We start from the raw sequence: 19,603 nt of genomic DNA on the forward strand, positions 1-19,603 counted from the left end.
GGGAAATAACTTGTGTCCATTTTAATTGTCGATGATAATCCGGTGAACATCTTTGTAATTGAAAAAATTTTAAAACAAGCCGGATATCAGGATCTTGTATCACTTAATTCTGCACAAGAGCTTTTCGAATACATACAGTTTGGAAAAGATTCTTCCAGGCATAATGAAATTGATTTAATACTATTAGATATTATGATGCCTGAAATTGATGGACTTGAAGTTTGTAGGCGATTACAAAAAGAAGAGAAGTTTAAAGATATTCCTATTATTTTTGTAACAGCTTTAGAAGATGCGAATAAATTAGCTGAAGCGCTTGATATAGGCGCAATGGACTATATTACGAAACCGATAAATAAAGTTGAATTGTTAGCGCGTATGCGTGTAGCATTACGCTTGAAATCGGAATTAAATTGGCATAAAGAACAAGAAGAAAATCTTCGTAATGAATTAGATTTAGCTACACAAGTACAAAGAAACTTATTAAGTAGCCCATTAAGAGAAGATCATATAAAAATTGAAGCAAGTTACTTACCTTCATTCAAACTAGCTGGAGATATGTATTATTGGTATAAAATCGATGAAAACCGCTACGGTATTATATTATTAGATGTGATGGGACATGGTATATCTGCTTCATTAGTTTGTATGTTTATTTCGTCTGTATTGCGTGAAACGATTAAATGTTTAATTGATCCAGAACTTGTCATTAAAGACTTAAATAAATATATGACTCTTTTACATAATGAAAATGACAATATTCCATATTATTTTACAGCGATATACTTAGTAGTTGATACAGAAAAGAGAACGATTGAATATGTAAATGCAGGACATCCTGCTGGATACGTTTTAGTTGATGAAAAGAATGTAGTTGCACTAGATCGAGGAAGTTGTGCAGTAGGATTTTTTGATGAAATAAAAGTTGAAAAGACCGTTATATCTTTTGAGAAAAACGCTCAAATCGTATTGTTTACAGATGGTGTTCTTGAAGCAATTGCAAATGACGAATTTGAGTCTGAAGAGAAATTACGTGCTTTTACAGAAAGAAAATGGGGAGATTTAGAAGAAGAGATAGAAGGGTTTTATAAGGAAGAACAGAAGAAAGCACAATCAGATGATATGTGCCTCATTATGATACAAACGAATGCGAAATAAAAAGCGTATGAAATCCAAACAGAGGATTTCATACGCTTTTTACCCCGCATTAACGGGCAGTAAGACTTCCACAACAAAATTTCGTCTGAAGCAAAGAAGATAGGTGGGAGATCAACTGCCCGTAAATGCCCGATTGGTTCAACTAATAATCAGAGGGGAATACCGCCCTCTGATTAAAGTTTCACTTTATTGTATTTTTTGATAGATTTGTTCGTTCGGATTAAATTGGATATAATGCGGCATTATATTTGAAAAACGTAGAGTTTCTTTATTTCCTAAACATAGGAATCCGTTGTGACCTAAACTTTCATAAAATAGTTGCTGTACTTGGTTTTGAAGTTTACTCGTAAAGTAAATTAAAACGTTACGGCACAGTATAATATGAAATTCATTAAAAGATTGATCAGTTACTAAATTATGTTGCGCAAAAATAATGTTTTGTAACAGTGAAGGATTAAAATAAGCAAAACGATTATCTGTTGAATAATAGTTAGAAAATGCTTGTGTACCGCCAGCTTGTAAATAGTTTTTCGTATAAGTTTGCATTTTATTTAACGGGAGGATACCCTGTTTTGCTTTCTCTAACACATTTGTATTCATATCTGTTGCGTAAATAACAGCTTTTTCACTTAATCCTTCTTCATGAAGTAAGATGGACATGGATAATACTTCTTCACCAGTTGCGCATCCAGCATGCCAAATTCTAATTTCAGGATACTTTTTTAATTCAGGAATGACATGCTCTCTTAGCGCTTTAAAAAAGCTAGGGTTACGGAACATTTCAGTTACATTAATGGAGAAATCATTTAATACCTGTTCTAAAAAACCTTCCTCATGAATTACCTTTTCAATTAATTTTGAAATGGTAGGGGTATTAGAGAGCTGCATTCGATTACAAATTCTTCTATAAATAGATGTGCGAGCATATTGACGAAAATCAAATCCTGATAGTTTAAATATCGCTTCCAATAGTAATTCAATTTCTAAGTTCGTACGCTTATCCGTATCTACAGATGGATCAAAATTATAATACTTATTTTCCACTGAAACTAAACCTCACTTATTTTATTAACCATACACTCATTACCGAATAGAGTTGATGTAAATTTAATGGTTTACTTATATAATCTGAAGCGCCAGCAGATAAACATTTTTCTTTATCATTTGGCATTGCTTTGGCAGTTAATGCGATAATAGGTATTTCATGTAACCCTAAGTTCATTCGGATATGTTCCATCGTTTCATAACCGTCCATATTTGGCATCATAATATCCATTAAAATAAGGTCGATATTTGTATTGTTTTTTAGTATTTCTAAACACTCTATGCCGTTTTGTGCAGTAATGATGTTGGCATGTTGTTTTTTTAATGCATTTTGTAATGCAAATATATTTCGATGATCATCATCGACAATTAAAATGGTTTTCTCTTGGAAGACGTTATTTGTTTCTGGGATAACGATAGTTTCCTCAACAACTTCAGCAGGGATAACTTCATCTACCGTTGCTGCGACTTCTAAGTTGGATACTTGCATATCAGTTAATCCATTTGGAAGGTTAGGGATATATACGGTGAAAGTACTGCCTTCTCCTACATTGCTCTCTAACGTAATCCAACCACCTAACAATCTAGCAAACTCTTTACAAATAGATAATCCTAAGCCTGTACCACCATATTTCCGAATCGTTGCGCCGTCTGCCTGTTGGAAGGCTTCGAAAATAAGCTGATGCTGTTCTTTAGCGATACCAATACCAGTATCTTTTACCGAAATTGTCATCCAATCATTACTTATAAACTGCATATCATGACTCAAATTAGTTGCTTCTATTGAATCGAAATGTAAAGAGACGGATCCTTTTTCCGTGAATTTAAATGCATTGGATAATAAGTTTTTAATAATTTGTTCAATCCGCTTTGCATCTGTATAAAACAGATCAGGAATCGTATCACTGTCTTCAATCGTAAATTCAACATTTCTTTGTGCAGCTGTATGTAAAAAGTTTTGCTGCATATTTGCTGCCATGTCACTTATGTTCGTTGCTTCGAAAATCACATCTAGTTTTCCGGCTTCTACTTTCGATAAATCTAGTATGTCATTAATTAAAGTAAGTAAATCTTTCCCTGATGAATGAATAACGGTTGCTAATTCAATTTCATCATCGGATAAATGATTATCATGATTTTCTTTTAACATTTCAGATAATAGTAAAATACTATTTAACGGTGTGCGTAATTCATGTGACATATTTGCTAGAAATTCTGATTTGTATTTTGAGCTACGTAATAACTCACTTGCTTTTTCTTCTAATTCTGATTTAGCGATTTGTAAGTCAGTTGTCTTCTGCTCCGCATCTTCCGTTCTAGACTCTAATTGTTCATTCGTTGTTCTTAATTCTTCGGCTTGCATTTGTAGTTCCTCAGCTTGCGTTTGCAATTCTTCTGATTGAACTTGCAGCTCTTCTGTCATTGCTTGTGATTCATGTAAAAGAGTTTGAATTCGCATACGCCCCATAATACTATGGATTGTTAAACCTAGATTATCAACGGTTTGTTGAATTAAATCTTGATGTAAATCTGAAATCTCAGTTACACTTACTAACTCCATTACTGCAATCACTTCATCTTCAAATAAGATAGGGATGACTAATAGGTTTTGAGGGCGTATTTCTAATAATCCAGTAGTAACGTAACGAAACTCTCCAGGTATGTCCCTGAGAATAAAGCTTTTCTTTTCTAAAGCAGACTGTCCAATGAAACCTTCACCCATTTTAATGGATTGTTTTCCAACATCAGAACTTTGATCTGCGAAAGAAGCTTTCTTTACATAGTAGACAGTTTCTTCAATTTCTTCACGTACATAAAATGCACCGCAAGAAGTTTGCGTTTTTTGTATAATGCCACTCAAAATTTTGCTACCTAACATCTCAATAGAAGATACACCTTGATACATTAAAATCAACTCTGCAAGCTCGGTTTGTAGCCACTCTCTTTTCGATATTTCGTCTAGTAGATGGTTCGTTGTATGCGCAAGATCTTTTATTTCATCATGGGTGTTTACATGAATTCTTTCCGTAATTTTTTCTTTTGAAGAAATAGATTTAATAACTTGAATTACATTTTTAATCGTTTTTGTAATGGAATTCGAAATATAGAGTGAAATGATAATAGAAATACAAGAAAGTAAGAACAATAAACTGTATAACCAAATCTCTAATTTATTATTTTCATTATCTAATTGTGCAGCTCTTTTTTTCGTTAGTTGCTCCTCTACACCACGGAAGTTCGTTAGCTGCGATTGTAGCGACTGAATTTGAGTCGTGTCGATTGCTTGTACGTTATTACTATTGTGATTTGTAATTAACGGGTGAATCTCTTTATTGATCCAACTAGTAATATTTTCATTAATTTGTTTTAATTTTTCTTGCTGAGAGGGATTATCCTCTAATAGAGCCAAAAGGTCTTGATAATGTTTCTCGTAATCTTTTTCCGCAGTGTTAAGGGATTGCACGTAATTTGCGTCATTAGAAGTGATAAATCCTTGCGCTTTATTTTCAATTGTTAGCAATTCTTTCTCCACTTGATTCGTTAAATTAAGAACTTTAAAATCGTGATCAATAATAAAATTACGAGATTTTTGTAAATTGGAAATCTCATTGTTTAGCATAATGAAAGAAATAAGTAAGAACAAAATGATAACTAAATAACCAGCCATAATTTTGTAGCGAATACTAAATTTTGCTTTCGAGTTCATTAAAAATACCTACCTTCAAGGTTAGTAAAAGTTTTCGATTGTAAAGAATGAAAACGTAATATATATTATATCAGTTTTCATAAGGTCAAACTAGAAATCCCCCTATTGATTTAGGGGGTCTCGTTTTGAATAGAGGAAATCATTTTGAAATATAAAACTATATATGAAAAGTAACAACCGAGGAATAGGGGGATCATAAAACTTTTAAGAAGGAAAGAGTGTTCTTAAAGCCTTTTTTGCATCTATTCCTTCAAAGATAAATAATACAAGATCTCTCTTTTTGACAGTCAGGAAAAAGGATACTAATGTGCTTAAGTTTTTAATAGAAGTAAGTGTTCCGTGTTTACTTATAAATACATTCGTTTGAAATGTTGTCATTAAAGCATAAAAATGATGAATCTGCGTTATTGTAGGTGTTTCATTATAAAGAATAGTAGTAGATTGGATTGCATTCATCGAAATATTCCTTTCCATATAGTAAGCATAACAATATAAACATACCCGTTTTAAAAAATGTTAAACATATAAATAAGAAAAAATATAATTATAGTATTTTTACGTTTAGAAAGGGTTACGAAGGGTATACATATACTACAAAGAGATTGACTGAAGATGAATTATAAGATTTCTAGCCTATAAAAATATACTTTTACTTTAAATAAAAAGGAGTCTGGTATACATGAATGAAATGATGATTGATATTACATTTGATTTAATTTACTTTAATTTACTTGTTAAGTAGTTCGCTTGTAATGCTTTTACTATTCGCTTTTTTCGTAAATGGTTATGTTAATAAGAAGATTAGTGTATACAGAAATGAAGAAAGATAAAGATACATTATATAAAACTTTAGGAGGTTAATAGTTATGAATGTAGATAGAAAAATAGTAGGTGTTTTTAGAACAATTGATGATGCAGCACTCGTTATTAATGAATTAAAAGATAACGGATATTCGGCTGATAACATTTCAGCTATTGCAAAGGATCAAAAGGAAATTGAACATCTGGAAGAAAAATCGGGTGAAAAAGTGAATCATGAAACTGCACATAAAGCAGATATCTTTTCAGCAACAGGGCTTGTAGCAGGAGGAGTAGCAGGTGGACTCGGCGGTTTATTAACAGGTCTTGGTGTACTTGCCGTATCTGGACTGGGTCCAATTGTAGCAGCGGGACCTATCGCAGCAGCTATTGGAGGAGCCGGTATTGGCGGGGGGGCAGGAAGTTTAATAGGAGCATTTATCGGATTAGGAATTCCTGAAGAACACGCTAAGAAATATGAAGAATACATTTACGATGGAAATATATTAATTTTAGTAGATGCAAAATTAGATGATAAGTTAGAAATTTATAAAATATTTGATAAGCATAATGCGTATAACTCTGATTTCTTTAAATAATATGTACGTCACATATTAAACATATTGAATATCGTTTTTTGATCTTACAACTTTGGCGCGACCGAGGAGTCGTATGACTATAAGAGAGGAAGGGCTTATAGGAAAAGATCAAGTTTAAAAGGGAAGAGGTGTCTTTTCGTGATTGTAAAAATATTAAAGGATAGAGGTAATGATTTCCTTTGTACGGTTCAACATAAAAATGGAGAGAAGTACGTGAAGAAATGGTTTAGTAAACAGGAAAACAAGGAAGACTTAGGGCGACCAAATTTTAAAGAAGTAGAAAAAGACTGGAAAGAGAATAGAGAATCGTTTATGTATCCTCATGTTAAAGCGCTTTATTAAACATAATAGTCGTGTCATTCTTACAAAATTGTCACACTCCTGTAAGGTAATGCAATAGATTCGTTACTTTTTCTATGTCATAATAAAGACATAAGAAAGCGCATTAAAAAACTACAACTTATTAGGAGAGTGTCAGTCATGATTGTAACAACAACGTCTGGAATTCAAGGTAAAGAAATTATTGAGTATATCGATATTGTAAATGGTGAAGCTATTATGGGTGCAAATATTGTCCGCGATTTATTCGCTTCCGTTCGTGATGTTGTCGGTGGTCGTGCTGGTTCTTACGAAAGTAAGCTAAAAGAAGCTCGTGATATCGCAATGGATGAAATGAAAGAACTTGCAAGACAAAAAGGTGCGAACGCTATCGTTGGTATTGACGTAGACTACGAAGTTGTTCGTGATGGAATGTTAATGGTTGCTGTAAGTGGTACAGCTGTACGTATATAAGTAAATAAAAAACAGGCTCACCCCTCGAAGTTTATGCTTTGAGGGGATTTTTTTGTTTCATGACTAAAGTTAAAGTGAAGAAGAGTTGATGGAGTTTTATAAGTGGGCAAAACGTTATTGTAAAAAATGCTAGGATTGCTCCTAGCATTTCGTGAGGGGTATTGTATGGGAATTGAAAATAAGCTGACACACTTGCTTATCTCAAATGTAGTATATATTGTTTTCAAAGAGAAAAGTAAGGAATATTGCAATCTTTATATATGTTTAACGAAGATGTTAACTTTATGATAAATACTAAAATTGTTATTCAAGGTAAGGAGGGGACAAGCAATAAAAAAAGGTGTATAGGATGTGAAAGGTAAGGTGATAACGTTGATGCAAAAATAAAGGGCAGTACATATTTTATATGAACGTTATGCACTGTCCTCACCTATTCCTTTTGGGTTATGAAAAGTTATTTCCTGTTTTGCTATAAAATTCATAGGCGAAATAACCAAATAAATAGCCTATTCCAGCTCCTAAACTAACTAAAAGCATTGAGAAATCGGGGAAAAACATGCCGAAAATCAAACCGATCATACAGCCGACAAGCATTCCTATAGGTATGAGACTATCTAATAAATTTTGAGCTTTTTGGGATTTTTTCTTACCTAATTTTCCGTTCTTATATTTATGTTCCAATCTTTTAATTACAAATACTACAATTCCACCAACTATTACAACAGGCGCGATTGCCGAAATGAACCACATATTAGAAGCTCCTTTCGCTTTTTAATAAATTATACCATATATTAACATTTTTTTATTTAAGTGGAGATAAGATCTTTCTCGTATATTATTAGTCAAAAAATAAATAAAGAAATATTTTCATTTTTTTCTTTATTTTACCAGGTAAAATGTATTAAGATGCTATTATAGCAAACGTTTACAATTTATTTAAGGATGTGACTTCTAATATGAAAAAAAGTTTAAAAACAATCATTGCTACAAGTACACTACTAGGATTGACAATAGTTCCTTTTTCGAATACGTATGCTCAAGAAATTGAAAAAATGAAATTACACAAAATATTCAATTTAAAGAACAAGGGCCAATTATTTTCTCTAATGAATTAGAAGATGAATTTATTCTTCCAGAGGGAATAAATATAAGCGGTCAAAGTAATGTTAAAGGTCCTATACAGTATAGTGCATCTGGTGGATATAAAAAATATACTCTAACTAGCAAGAGTACTGTAAAAACGAAAACTTTCTTATCTTGGCATCCGGATTTTCCATCGTATAGTTATAATATAAGTTATTATAATTTCACTAATTCTGGAAAATCTTTCAGTGTAAGTGTAGGTGGGGGTTTTGGTAGTGTTTCAGTTTCTTATAACCCAAAAGGATCAGGATACTCCGTACAATCTAATCCAAACAGATGGAGTAGACCTGCTTTGTATGGAAATATTGTGAAAAATAATTACAAAGTAAGTCATTATAATGGTGCTGGAATACTTACAGGTACATCTACTTTAAGCACATATACTACAGCAAGTACATTTATAAACGTTAATTACAAATAAAAAATAGTTAAGGAGAATAGTATATGTTTAAAAAAACTATTTTCTTGTTCTCTATTTGTTTAATGTTCATAGTAGGTTGTAGACCAGAGCCTCCTCCACCTTCTTTATTTTGGAATGATATTTCTTATAGAATTACAGATGAACCTATTGAAGAAAAAAATGTAGGCCCAAAAATCGGAGAAATCACGAAGGAAATTGAAACAAATCAAAAACCAAATACAAAAGGTGAATCAAATGTACTAAAGGAGACAACTGAAATATTCGAAACATTAAATGAAGGAAGAAAAGAAAAGTATCCAGCTTTAATTATAAAAGAACCTAGTAGTAATGAATATAAAGTAGCACGACCAATGTTAAAGTTGAAGTAGAAAAATGAATTCGTAGTAAGAGGATACTATGATCAAAAAAATATTGTTAACAATTGTAACAATCTGGGTAACTCTTACAGTAATTGGAGTAATAAGTTTTTATATGGGTTAAAAAAAGAAGGGTAATTGCCCTTCTTTTTTTGTGTCATTAAAGCGGGATAAATAGTGCTCATCAGAGAACGATAATTAAATTAAAACAAGAAGTTCTAACAAACACTGTTATTTAAACGTAGTTCTTTGTTATACGCCTCCTTTGCATTTAATAACTCGTCAAAAACACTTTGCCTTTCATTTTCGCAGCAGACTGCACAACAGCAACCGCCGTTTTCACATCCGTTAAGTCATATGTAGAATGGACTTTCATAAAACGTAATTGCTCATTTTCTACTAAGCGAATTAAGTGACGAAACGTTTCTTGCCATTTATATGGTGATACTTCTTTATTCCAATGTCGTAAATGAAAGATGTTCGCGCGCACTTTTGCTTTCGTGACAATTTCTGCCCAGTTTACTTGTATTCCTGATAGAAGGCCGATCGTTAAAAAGTGCCCGTTTGGACGTAAGGAAAAAGCTAATTCATTTCCATCTGGTCCCCCGATAGAATCAATCGCAGCATCTGCACCGATCCCATTTGTTAATTCCATAACGGTTTCATAAAGCTTGTCAGTGGAAGTATCAATTACATACTCAGCACCAAGACGCAGTAATTCTGCTGTATGCTTATTATTTCTTGTAACTGCAATGAATCGGAAGTTTAAAATTTGTGATAACTGCGCAAATAGATGTCCAATAGCGGACCCACAAGCATTCACTAATAAAACGTCATTCCGTTGTAAGTTTAGCGTTTCTGTACAAGTGACCCACGCCGTAAGAGGATTAATATACATTTGTGCCGCTGTAAAATCATCAATAGAATCAGGAATAGGGACTACAAAATCAGCCGATGTCTTCACATATTCTTGCCAAGTACCTTCTCCGCGTAACGGTAAAACACGTTTACCGATAAGGTCTCTCGTAACGCCCGCGCCAACATCTTCTACAATACCAACACCTTCATAACCAGGTATATTAGGTAACGGAATTCTATGTGCGTACGCTCCCGTTATTGGAATTAAGTCAGATGGATTAATTGGCCTAACTAACATACGAACGAAAACTTCAGTATCTTTTAGTGGTTCTATATTTTTATATTCAACTTGTAATACATCTTTTGGGTTACCAAACTCATGAAATTGAATGTGTTTTCCGTGCAAGATAAATGTTCCCCCTTAGTGTAGTTAAATGTATTATAGCATTTGTATTTCAATTGCTTATTTAATTTGAAAGAATGAATTTCGATTAGGAGAAATGTTTGGTATACTCGTATTCAAGATAATTAACCCTTTACTAGTCGGATTTATGAGGGAATATCGTTTATTTAACGCCTTTTGAGACGGATTCTTTTTTTGTTGTTATTCGACAAAATATGACAAAGAGAAGATAGCGCATCTGATATGATGAAATTGTAAATCTTACATATTATCATTAACAGAAATGTTTAATAGGTAAAATTTTTGAGTTTGGGATTAATCGCTTTAATTTTAGTTTCATGATGGATAAGGAAGTTAAATTAAAAGCTGAATAGTTAAAAGCACTCAAATGAGTGCTTTTATTTTGCCTTCCCAAATACAATTTAACAATTACGCATAAATGGAGGAATCAGCATGAACAAAAAGGTAATCGGAGGGATTTTAGGTGTTATTGTAATCATCATAGCTCTTGTGAGTATGAACGTATTACAAAAAAACGCTAAAGAAGCCGAAGAAAAAAAGAAGCGTGAAGCTAGTTATGTTCAAGCAGCAGCGGAATTTTATAATAATATCGGACTAATGGGATTTGTTGCTGATCTTGTTTTACCACAATATTCACAGGCCTGGTCTAAAGCTATTGATGATCGCCGAGATTTTAATATAGCTGTAAATGCTAAGAAAAAATCAAATGATACAATAATTTCCCAAGCATCTGTAATATATAATGATATGGAAGGGCAATTAAAAACTGTTTCTGAAGCTGCAAAAGAAAATCCAGATAAGTATAAAGAACTTTATGATGAATACAAAAAGATGTATGGAACCATTACATCTTTAAAGGAACAAACTGAATCACCTAGTGGGACCTTAATGACTTTTAACCAAAATGCAAATATGTTATTTCAGGAATACAAGAAGTATAAAGGAAATATCGATGTGGTTGTATCTGAGGATATAAAAAGTGAAGTTGAAAAGTTAAAAGAAAAAAACAAGAAATAATTAAAATCGTAATTGAAGTTTTCAAAAGCAAGAAGCTACTTTAAAAGTAGCTTCTTCTATTTTTTATTAAGCCGAAGCCTTCTTCATTCTCTCAAGTAAACTAGATAACACATGCGTACGATACGACTCTAGTTTTTTACCTTCGTAAGTACGAATACCTAATTTTTTAAGTTCTTTTACATACCAACCTTTGCTTCCGAAATACATGTAATCGCTCCCCTTCAACTTTGTTTTTATTTGTTCTGATTGCATATGGAGGTACAGGTAATATAATGAAGGAAATGAATTTCGCTCGAAAATGGTTAACTTTGTTGCAAAAGACATATATACTAAGGATAGTATATAACGAGGTGGGCAAGACGTGATTATAGAGAAGCACGAAATTCAAATTGACCAAATTACGAGTGGTAAAGTGAATATCTTTACTTTCTATAGAAATAGAAAGCAAGTTGATGATCATTTTTTACGATTGCAAGAACCATCGCTTACAGCAAACTACTTCTTCCATTTTCATTTTGATGCAGAGAGCTTGCATCTACTGCAGAAAGAGTTTCCAAGCGTATATCCGTACGACGGTAGTGAAACGATTCACGACTGGACGGAAAAGATGAAAGCAGAATTGCAACATCAGATCCAAACAGGAAAATGGAATAAGCGCATACGTATCGGTAATCGTATTCTAGATGTGACGTTTACGTGGTGTGACGAAGATATAGTAGAGTGAAAAAGAAGCGGATGACGCTTCTTTTTTTAGCGCTGGAATAAAACGAGCTTACCTGCAGAAGATGTGCAGCGATGTGTTTTTTCATACAATCCTTTTTCTTGTAAAATAGATTCACCTTTTGCTTTCGCTTCTTTTTCAGTTGCCGCCTCGAATGATTCATCTAATGCTTTAGAACCATCTTTTTCAAAGACTGTTAGAACGTATACTCCCATGAAAATTCCCTCCAATGATAAAAATCAGAATCTTATAACTATTTTGGCATAAATCACTAGAATATGCAAAGAAATATATGACATTGCGTGGTAAAATAAAGTGAAACTTTAATCGTCGGGGGAGTCTTTTCATCCTCGACGATTATTAGCTTTCACCAATCGGGTATTTATGGGCAGTTAACTTTCAGATTAGCTTCTTTGTCTACTGCCCGTTAATACGGGGTAAAGGGGAAGTTTTATGGACACTAGATTTACTATTCGTAGTAAAGTACGGAAAAGAAAGGATCGTTATTTGTGAAACAAGTGAAGTTTATACATGCGGCTGATTTGCATTTGGATAGTCCGTTTAAAGGCATGGAGATGAATGTTGCGCAGTCTGTTTGGGAGAGAATGAAGCAGAGTACGTTTGAATCGTTCGAACGTATTATTGATAAAGCGATTCAAGAGCGCGTTGATTTCGTATTGCTAGCCGGGGATTTGTATGATGCGGAGACGAGAAGTTTGAGAGCGCAAGTATTTGTGCGCGAGCAAATGAAGAGACTTTCGCAGTACGATATCCCTGTTTTTATTATTCACGGTAACCACGATCATTTAGGGGGAAGCTGGGCAGCAATTGAGTTTCCGGAAAATGTTCATGTGTTTACGGAGCCTTATGTAGAAGAGAAATCATTTTATAAAAATGGTGAGCTATTCGCTTCTATTTACGGGTTTAGTTATTTGCAGCAAGCGGTAACGGATAATATGACAGCGCAGTATACGAAAATGAGTGATGCGCCTTTTCATATTGGCATGCTTCACGGAAGTGTGGAGGGAGATGCAGAGCATAATCGCTATGCACCGTTTCAAATTCGTGAGCTGAAAGAAAAGCAGTTTGATTATTGGGCTCTTGGTCATATACATAAACGTGAAATTTTATCAGAAGAGCCGTGTATTATTTATCCAGGGAATATACAAGGACGTCATCGTAAGGAAACAGGCGAGAAGGGTGCGTACCTGATTGAACTTACGAAACAAGGATCGCAATGTTCATTTTTCCATACGGCAGATGTTGTGTGGGATGAGATAGAAGTGAATATTGATGGACTTGAAACTGTCGATGAACTTATGACTGTGATATCAAGTGCGATGAGTGAATGCCGAAGAGAAGAGGAAGGGACATTATTAACTGTCATATTTACAGGACAGGGGCCACTTTCTCCTTATTTACGTGATGAAAAACGTGTGGAAGAGATTTTTCATATTTTAGCAGCTGGCGAAGAGCGAAAAGATTTCGTATATGCGATGAAGTGGAAAAATGAGACGGTTTCGTTTGCGGAAATCGAGCGTTTGAAAGAAGAAAATCATTTCGTCGGTAGTGTGCTAAAAGAGTTAGAAGCTTTCACTAATATGGACGGCGTATTGCGCAGTATTTGGACATCTCCTGTAGCACGTAATAGTATTGAATCTTTTACAGAAGAAGAGAAGAAAGAGATTCAAAAGGAAGCGGAAAACATTATTTTAGAGCAATTATTCCAGCAAGAGAGGGATAAGAAATGAGAATTGAAAAACTCCATATTTATGGGTACGGAAAATTAGGAAATGTGGAAATGGATCTGTCAATGCTGACTGTGTTATACGGTGAAAATGAAGCGGGGAAATCGACAATTCGCTCATTTATGAAAAGTATTTTATTCGGTTTTCCAACGAGAGGACAACGCCGTTATGAGCCGAAAGAAGGCGGCAAGTATGGCGGTGCGATGACTGTGCAAACAGAGAAGTACGGCCGTTTGAAAATTGAACGATTGCCAAAGACGGCAGCTGGCGAGGTGACCGTTTATTTTGAAGACGGGAAAATGGGCGGCGAGGAAATTTTACACGATATATTAAGCGGGATGAATGAAAGTTTATTTGAATCTGTCTTTTCATTTGATATGCACGGTCTTCAAAATATTCATCAGCTCGGCGAAGCGGATATCGGAAATTATTTATTTTCGGCAAGCGCAGTCGGAAGTGATGCGTTATTACAGCTAGATAAAAAGCTAGAAAAAGAAATGGATCAGCGCTTTAAGCCGAGTGGTCGTAAACCAGAAATTAACGTGTCACTGCAAGAAATGAAGAAGCTTGAAGAGAAGATGAAAGAGTGGCAAGGGAAAATTGGCACGTATGAAAAACAAGTGGAGCAGTTGAAAGAAAGTGAAGAGAAACTGGCTTCTGTTCGTGCGGAAAAAGAGAATGCAGAAAAACGAAAGCAAGATTATGAAATATTAGCAGCGCTTGAGCCTCTCGTTATTGAAAAGCGTGCGCATGAGAAAGTGTTACAAAACGAGAGCGGGCAGTTTCCTGTAAACGGGATGGCACGCTATGAAGCGATTAAGGCGAAGATGGAGCCGCTTCAATTACAAGTTGATTCACTCCATAAGAAAATAGAGAATGTGCAATCGGAAATGGAATCGATTCAAATAGATGAAGCGTTTTTGCAAAAAGAAAGTTATGTAGAAGAACTTCGTATGCAGCACATGTCTTATGAAAATGCACGACAAGAAATGCGCGATATAACAGGAACGATTACGAATATAAAAGAAGAACTGATAGAGTTAGAGCAACAAATCGGTGCTACTTTTGAAAAAGAAACGGTCCTGTCGTTTGATATGAGTTTGGCAACGAAAGAGTTAATTACGCAAGCAGTGCAAAAGGCACGCGAATTAGAAACGCAAAAAGTACAGCTTGATGATCGTTTTAAAGTAGCGCAAGAGCAATTAGAAGAACAAGAAGAAAATATAAGACAGATTAAGAAACAAATGTTAGCGGATGAAGAGCGAAGTGCGTTAACTGAGAAAGAGAAGTCGTTCCAAGATGCGGCGTTTATCGGGATGGGCGCAGAGAGAATGAAGCGTAAGTACGAGGAAAAGGCAGGAGCGGCTATGCAAAAGAAAAAGCAGTGGCAGAGAGTTTGTCTTCTGCTACTTCTTATTAACACAGTCGTTTTATTTACAAGCTTATTTTTAGATAACCGCCTGCTTTTATTTATTAGTGTCATTATTTTTGTAGCGATTGTTCTTGCCCTTGTTTTATATAAAGATCCATCAAGTGGATTACAAGAAGAACTTCTTACTCTTCAGCAAAGTGCTGGCGGGAGACAAAGTGAAGAAGTGATGTCTGTGCGCTATGAGTTAGAAAAAGATGAAGAGATTCGTAAGCTATTTGAGCGCGAGTCGTATAAGTTGCAGCAAATGGAGCGAGCGTATGATAAAGTCGTTTCATCGTATGAGGAATGGGAGAGGGAAACGTTCCGCATTAGCGAACAAGTAAATGTGTATAAAATGCGCTATACGTTCCCTGAATTTTATACGTATGCGCACATATTACCAGCGTTTGAGCGTATGGAAAAGATGCAGCAATTATATCGTGATTTAGAAAAACAAGGCGCTCGGAAATCTTCATTATATGAAATGATTTCGCAATTTGAACATAAACTAGAAACTGTTATCGGTAGTGCGGAGTATAGTAAGCTGCACGAGGCGCAAAGCCATATGCAAAATGAGAAAGAAAAGCGCCAAACTTGTAAGCAGCTAAAAGAGAAGCTAGCTGAATGGCAAGAAGAATATGGGTTCATGCAAGAGCAATTGAAACAACTGTTAGTAGAACGAGATAGTTTATGGCATATCGCACATTCTACTGATGAAGAGATGTTTTTAGAAGCAGGTAAACTTGCGGAAAAACGTGAAGATGCTGAGAAGCAAGTAGGGCGTTTATTACCGCAAATTGATCTGCTAGAACAGCGTTTAACGAGTTTATCATTAGCTGAACATTATGAGGCTGACGGTTATGATGAAAAATTAAAGCAAGAAATGACAATCGCGCAAAACTGTCTTACAAAGGAAGAAGAACTGACAGAGCGCATTGCGAAGCATCGTATGGAAATTGCGAATTTAGAAGAAGGAAGTACGTACGGTGATTTACTACACGAATGGGAAATGAAAAAAGCGCAAGTGCGTGAACAAGTGAAGAAATGGGCTGCGTATGCGGCCGCAAAGACAGTGTTAACGAAAACGAAGCAATATTATCACGAAGTACATCTTCCTCGTATTTTACAAAAATCAGAAGAGTACTTTGTGTATTTAACAGGTGGACGATATAGTAAAATCTTTTCACCGTCAGAGGCAGAGCCGTTCATTGTCGAGCGTAACGATGGTATGCGTTTTTACAGTCATGAACTAAGCCAAGCGACAGCAGAGCAGTTATATTTATCGCTGAGATTTGCATTAGCGAAAACATTTGAGCATGATTATCCGTTCATTATTGATGATAGTTTCGTGCATTTTGATGCGGTAAGGACAAATCGTACGATTGAACTCATAAAGGAAATTGCGCAAGATAGGCAAGTCATCTTCTTTACATGCCATGCGCATTTACTCACGTATTTTACAGAAAAACAGATTATAAAATTAGTGCGTAAGCGTAAAGAAAATGAGTTGTAGTGTGCTATACTAAAAGTAACTGATATGGTGGAGGAATTCGAATGAAAAAGAAAATTGCAGAATATGAAGTTGGTGAACAAGTCGATGTTTTCTTGTTAATTAAAACAGCGACAAAAGGTTTAGCAAGCAATGGAAAGCCGTTTTTAACAGTAATCTTACAAGATCCAAGTGGAGATATTGAAGCGAAGCTATGGGATGTATCGCCAGAGGTTGAGAAACAATATGTAGCAGAAACAATCGTTAAAGTAGCTGGTGATATTTTAAACTACAAAGGACGTATTCAATTACGTGTGAAACAAATCCGAGTTGCGAATGAAAATGAAGTAACAGATATCTCAGACTTCGTAGAAAAAGCGCCAGTGAAAAAAGAAGATATGGTTGAAAAAATTACGCAATACATATTTGAAATGAGAAACCCAAACATTCAACGTCTAACGAGACATTTATTAAATAAGCATCAAAACGAATTTTTAGAATATCCAGCAGCGACAAAGAATCATCACGAGTTCGTATCTGGATTAGCTTATCACGTTGTATCGATGCTTGATTTAGCGAAAGCTATTTCAAATCTATACCCATCATTAGATAAAGACTTACTATATGCAGGCGTTATTTTACATGACCTTGGTAAAGTAATCGAATTATCTGGTCCGATTTCCACAACATACACGTTAGAAGGAAATTTACTAGGCCACATTTCTATTATGGTGAACGAAATTGGTAAAGCAGCAGATGAGCTGAACATCGATGCAGAAGAAGTATTAATTCTTCAACACATCGTCCTTTCTCACCACGGAAAAGCAGAATGGGGTAGCCCAAAACCACCATTAGTAAAAGAAGCAGAAATTCTGCACTACATCGATAACTTAGATGCAAAAATGAACATGATGGACCGTGCATTAGGACGCACAAAACCAGGCGAATACACAGAGCGTGTCTTTGCACTTGATAATCGTTCGTTCTATAAACCGTCGTTCCATAATTAATAATGTGAATCAAATGGCCTCATTAAGTGTAAGAAGCTTAGTGAGGCTATTGTATAATGATAATAAAGTTATTGAATTTTGATTATTAAAAGCTAAGAGCCTTACTACATTCTACGTAGTAAGGCTCTTTAAAGTTGTTTCAAATTACATCCATCTGTTCGTACAAATGTAACTATTCGCAATTATTTGGTATTATACAGGTGAATAGAAAGATAAATTAAAATTTAGTTTCGTAGTTGTAAAAGGAGGTTATTTATATTATTCTCTTATAATTTTCCCAAAAGGAGAGTTTATGAAAAAGATTATTGTTTTTGTATTAACGATATTTATATTATTCTCAGGATTCGCAACACAAAGTTATGCGTTGTCAGATTCGCAATCTGCGGCAATACAAGCGTTGCTAGATGATGCCTGTCGTATATCAGGTGTGCCGGGAATGTCAATCTCAATACTTGCTGATGATGAAGTGTTCTACTTTTCTTCAGGGTATGCAGATCGTGAAAAGGGGTTGTCTGCAAGTGAAAATACACTCTATGAGTTAGCCTCGGTCAGTAAAGCCTTTACCGGTATGGGTATTATGCTATTGGAAGAGCAAGGGCTGCTCTCAATGACTGACCCTGTCCAAAAATATTTACCTTGGTTTACATTAAAGTATCAAGGGAAACCTGTTGATATGCAAAATCTTACACTAAATAACTTTCTTCACCATACCAGTGGTCTAACAAATATTAGGCATCTTCAAAATATTCCACAAGGCAATACAACGGATATGTTGCAAAAGACTGTGGAAATGCTCGTGGATGCTGAATTGGCGTTCCCTCCTGGTGAACAGTATAACTATGGAACCGTTAATTATGACGTATTGGGTTTGGTTATTGAGATTGTGTCGCGACAAAGCTATGAAGACTTTATGAAGGAGCAGGTATTTCAGCCGTTAGGTCTTCACCAGACGTATGTTTATAAAGAAGATGCTCAAGCCACTGGACAGTTGGCACAGGGCTACCGTTCTTCCTTTTTTATGACAACTCCATTTAAAGCTCCGGATTATGCTGGGAATAAACCCGCAGGCTACATCATTTCTAATACAAAAGATATGGCGCGTTGGATGGGCATACAGATGGGTATCGTGCAGGACATACCCGAAATATTTCACACGGTTATCGAAAAATCACATAGGGGTGATATGTCTGTTTCGGCTGTCAACGGTATGTATTATGCGGCAGGCTGGTCCGTAAACGCCAAACAAACGATTATAGAACACACTGGGGGCAATCCAAATTTCAGAACCGAAGTAGTCATACTGCTAAATGAACGAACAGCCATCTCCTTGCTGAGCAACGGCACAAATACCAATACAAACATGGTACTAAAAGTTAAAGATATATTAGAAGGCAATCTAACTCAGTCATATGAAATAAGCGGCACACAGCTTTTGGATATCATTTTGTCGTCTATCACAATTATTCTTTGCCTATTGGCCGTTTTGCTATTTCTCTTAGGATTACGCAGAAGGAGAACGAATGAGCGACAGCCAATGACAAAAAAGAGAATAACCGTAACAGTTATTTTCCTGACCGCTACGATTGCCCTGGGTATACTGTGCGATGCTTTCGATTGGTCAACAATACTTATGTGGCAAACATATAGTGTTCTTACAGCTTTGATTTCGTCAGCATTATTAACAGCAAGCATTACATGGTTTGTGTACACTCACCGATAAAATATCTCGCTCCTAAGATAAGCATAATGTTAAGTCATTAAATTTCAATTTATCCCGCTTTAATGGGCAGTAAGACCCCTAACTCAAAATTCAGCGAAAGCAAAGAATTTAGGTGGGGGTCCGGCTGCCCATTAAAGTCCGATTGGTGAGGGCTGATAATCAGTGGGGGTGAAGAAAACCCCCACTGATT

18 protein-coding genes are annotated in these 19,603 nt (G+C 35.2%); 11 read left to right on the forward strand and 7 right to left on the reverse strand.

Going from position 1 to position 19,603, the window contains the following annotated elements; translation table 11 throughout:
- Window positions 1-12: 12 nt before the first annotated feature.
- A complete protein-coding gene (locus tag ACTFOB_RS08110) occupies window positions 13-1,155 on the forward strand; it encodes a SpoIIE family protein phosphatase (protein ID WP_440026572.1) in 1,143 nt (380 codons plus the stop codon).
- Window positions 1,156-1,341: 186 nt separating this feature from the next.
- Here the strand turns inward: ACTFOB_RS08110 and ACTFOB_RS08115 are convergent, their stop codons facing one another.
- The 3 genes from ACTFOB_RS08115 to ACTFOB_RS08125 form a co-directional block, all read right to left on the reverse strand.
- Window positions 1,342-2,199, reverse strand: coding sequence for a CheR family methyltransferase (locus ACTFOB_RS08115; RefSeq protein WP_440026574.1), 858 nt, complete (start codon window positions 2,197-2,199; stop codon window positions 1,342-1,344).
- A 16-nt stretch (window positions 2,200-2,215) separates the two neighbouring features.
- Window positions 2,216-4,906 (reverse strand): response regulator, encoded by a 2,691-nt coding sequence (locus tag ACTFOB_RS08120; protein WP_440026576.1) that lies wholly within the window; start codon window positions 4,904-4,906, stop codon window positions 2,216-2,218.
- Between the two features lie 204 nt (window positions 4,907-5,110).
- The gene (locus tag ACTFOB_RS08125; RefSeq protein WP_212959019.1) at window positions 5,111-5,362 is read right to left on the reverse strand and encodes a hypothetical protein; all 252 of its coding nucleotides are present in this window, start codon (window positions 5,360-5,362) and stop codon (window positions 5,111-5,113) included.
- Between the two features lie 410 nt (window positions 5,363-5,772).
- On the opposite strand from ACTFOB_RS08125, the gene ACTFOB_RS08130 reads away from it, so the two are divergent.
- From ACTFOB_RS08130 to ACTFOB_RS08140, 3 genes are all read left to right on the forward strand, one after another.
- Window positions 5,773-6,303, forward strand: coding sequence for a general stress protein (locus tag ACTFOB_RS08130; RefSeq protein ID WP_440026578.1), 531 nt, complete (start codon window positions 5,773-5,775; stop codon window positions 6,301-6,303).
- Between the two features lie 138 nt (window positions 6,304-6,441).
- Entirely contained in the window at window positions 6,442-6,645 is a 204-nt protein-coding gene (locus ACTFOB_RS08135; protein ID WP_440026579.1) for a DUF4028 family protein, read from the forward strand.
- 138 nt (window positions 6,646-6,783) lie between these two features.
- A complete protein-coding gene (locus ACTFOB_RS08140) occupies window positions 6,784-7,095 on the forward strand; it encodes a YbjQ family protein (protein WP_071747895.1) in 312 nt (103 codons plus the stop codon).
- Between the two features lie 444 nt (window positions 7,096-7,539).
- Here the strand turns inward: ACTFOB_RS08140 and ACTFOB_RS08145 are convergent, their stop codons facing one another.
- On the reverse strand, window positions 7,540-7,845 hold the full coding sequence (locus ACTFOB_RS08145) for a hypothetical protein (RefSeq protein WP_440026581.1): 306 nt from the start codon (window positions 7,843-7,845) through the stop codon (window positions 7,540-7,542).
- 837 nt (window positions 7,846-8,682) lie between these two features.
- On the opposite strand from ACTFOB_RS08145, the gene ACTFOB_RS08150 reads away from it, so the two are divergent.
- Window positions 8,683-9,027: a hypothetical protein gene (locus tag ACTFOB_RS08150; protein ID WP_440026582.1), complete on the forward strand. Its 345-nt coding sequence runs from the start codon at window positions 8,683-8,685 to the stop codon at window positions 9,025-9,027.
- A gap of 259 nt (window positions 9,028-9,286) precedes the next feature.
- Here the strand turns inward: ACTFOB_RS08150 and ACTFOB_RS08155 are convergent, their stop codons facing one another.
- Window positions 9,287-10,279 (reverse strand): zinc-dependent alcohol dehydrogenase family protein, encoded by a 993-nt coding sequence (locus ACTFOB_RS08155; protein WP_440026584.1) that lies wholly within the window; start codon window positions 10,277-10,279, stop codon window positions 9,287-9,289.
- A 450-nt stretch (window positions 10,280-10,729) separates the two neighbouring features.
- Between ACTFOB_RS08155 and ACTFOB_RS08160 the strand changes: the two genes are divergently transcribed.
- Entirely contained in the window at window positions 10,730-11,314 is a 585-nt protein-coding gene (locus ACTFOB_RS08160; protein ID WP_440026585.1) for a hypothetical protein, read from the forward strand.
- Between the two features lie 66 nt (window positions 11,315-11,380).
- Here ACTFOB_RS08160 and ACTFOB_RS08165 read toward each other — a convergent pair whose 3' ends face one another.
- The gene (locus tag ACTFOB_RS08165) at window positions 11,381-11,521 is read right to left on the reverse strand and encodes a YflJ family protein (RefSeq protein WP_000273536.1); all 141 of its coding nucleotides are present in this window, start codon (window positions 11,519-11,521) and stop codon (window positions 11,381-11,383) included.
- 154 nt (window positions 11,522-11,675) lie between these two features.
- Here ACTFOB_RS08165 and ACTFOB_RS08170 point away from each other — a divergent pair, with 154 nt between their 5' ends.
- A complete protein-coding gene (locus ACTFOB_RS08170; RefSeq protein WP_440026587.1) occupies window positions 11,676-12,038 on the forward strand; it encodes a hypothetical protein in 363 nt (120 codons plus the stop codon).
- 26 nt (window positions 12,039-12,064) lie between these two features.
- On the opposite strand, the gene ACTFOB_RS08175 is transcribed toward ACTFOB_RS08170, so the two are convergent.
- Complete coding sequence (locus ACTFOB_RS08175; protein ID WP_000539551.1) at window positions 12,065-12,250, reverse strand: YhzD family protein; 186 nt, start codon at window positions 12,248-12,250, stop codon at window positions 12,065-12,067.
- A 294-nt stretch (window positions 12,251-12,544) separates the two neighbouring features.
- Here ACTFOB_RS08175 and ACTFOB_RS08180 point away from each other — a divergent pair, with 294 nt between their 5' ends.
- The 4 genes from ACTFOB_RS08180 to ACTFOB_RS08195 all read left to right on the forward strand — a co-directional run bounded on the left by ACTFOB_RS08180 (window position 12,545) and on the right by ACTFOB_RS08195 (window position 19,413).
- Complete coding sequence (locus ACTFOB_RS08180; protein ID WP_440026589.1) at window positions 12,545-13,786, forward strand: metallophosphoesterase family protein; 1,242 nt, start codon at window positions 12,545-12,547, stop codon at window positions 13,784-13,786.
- Entirely contained in the window at window positions 13,783-16,707 is a 2,925-nt protein-coding gene (locus tag ACTFOB_RS08185) for an AAA family ATPase (RefSeq protein ID WP_440026591.1), read from the forward strand. Before ACTFOB_RS08180 ends, ACTFOB_RS08185 begins: the two co-directional genes overlap by 4 nt.
- Window positions 16,708-16,748: 41 nt before the next feature.
- Entirely contained in the window at window positions 16,749-17,693 is a 945-nt protein-coding gene (gene yhaM, locus ACTFOB_RS08190; RefSeq protein ID WP_440026593.1) for a 3'-5' exoribonuclease YhaM, read from the forward strand.
- 292 nt (window positions 17,694-17,985) lie between these two features.
- A complete protein-coding gene (locus ACTFOB_RS08195) occupies window positions 17,986-19,413 on the forward strand; it encodes a serine hydrolase domain-containing protein (RefSeq protein ID WP_440026595.1) in 1,428 nt (475 codons plus the stop codon).
- Window positions 19,414-19,603: the final 190 nt, after the last annotated feature.

The sequence above is a fragment of the Bacillus cereus group sp. MYBK79-1 genome (genome assembly GCF_051915365.1).
Classification (GTDB): domain Bacteria; phylum Bacillota; class Bacilli; order Bacillales; family Bacillaceae_G; genus Bacillus_A.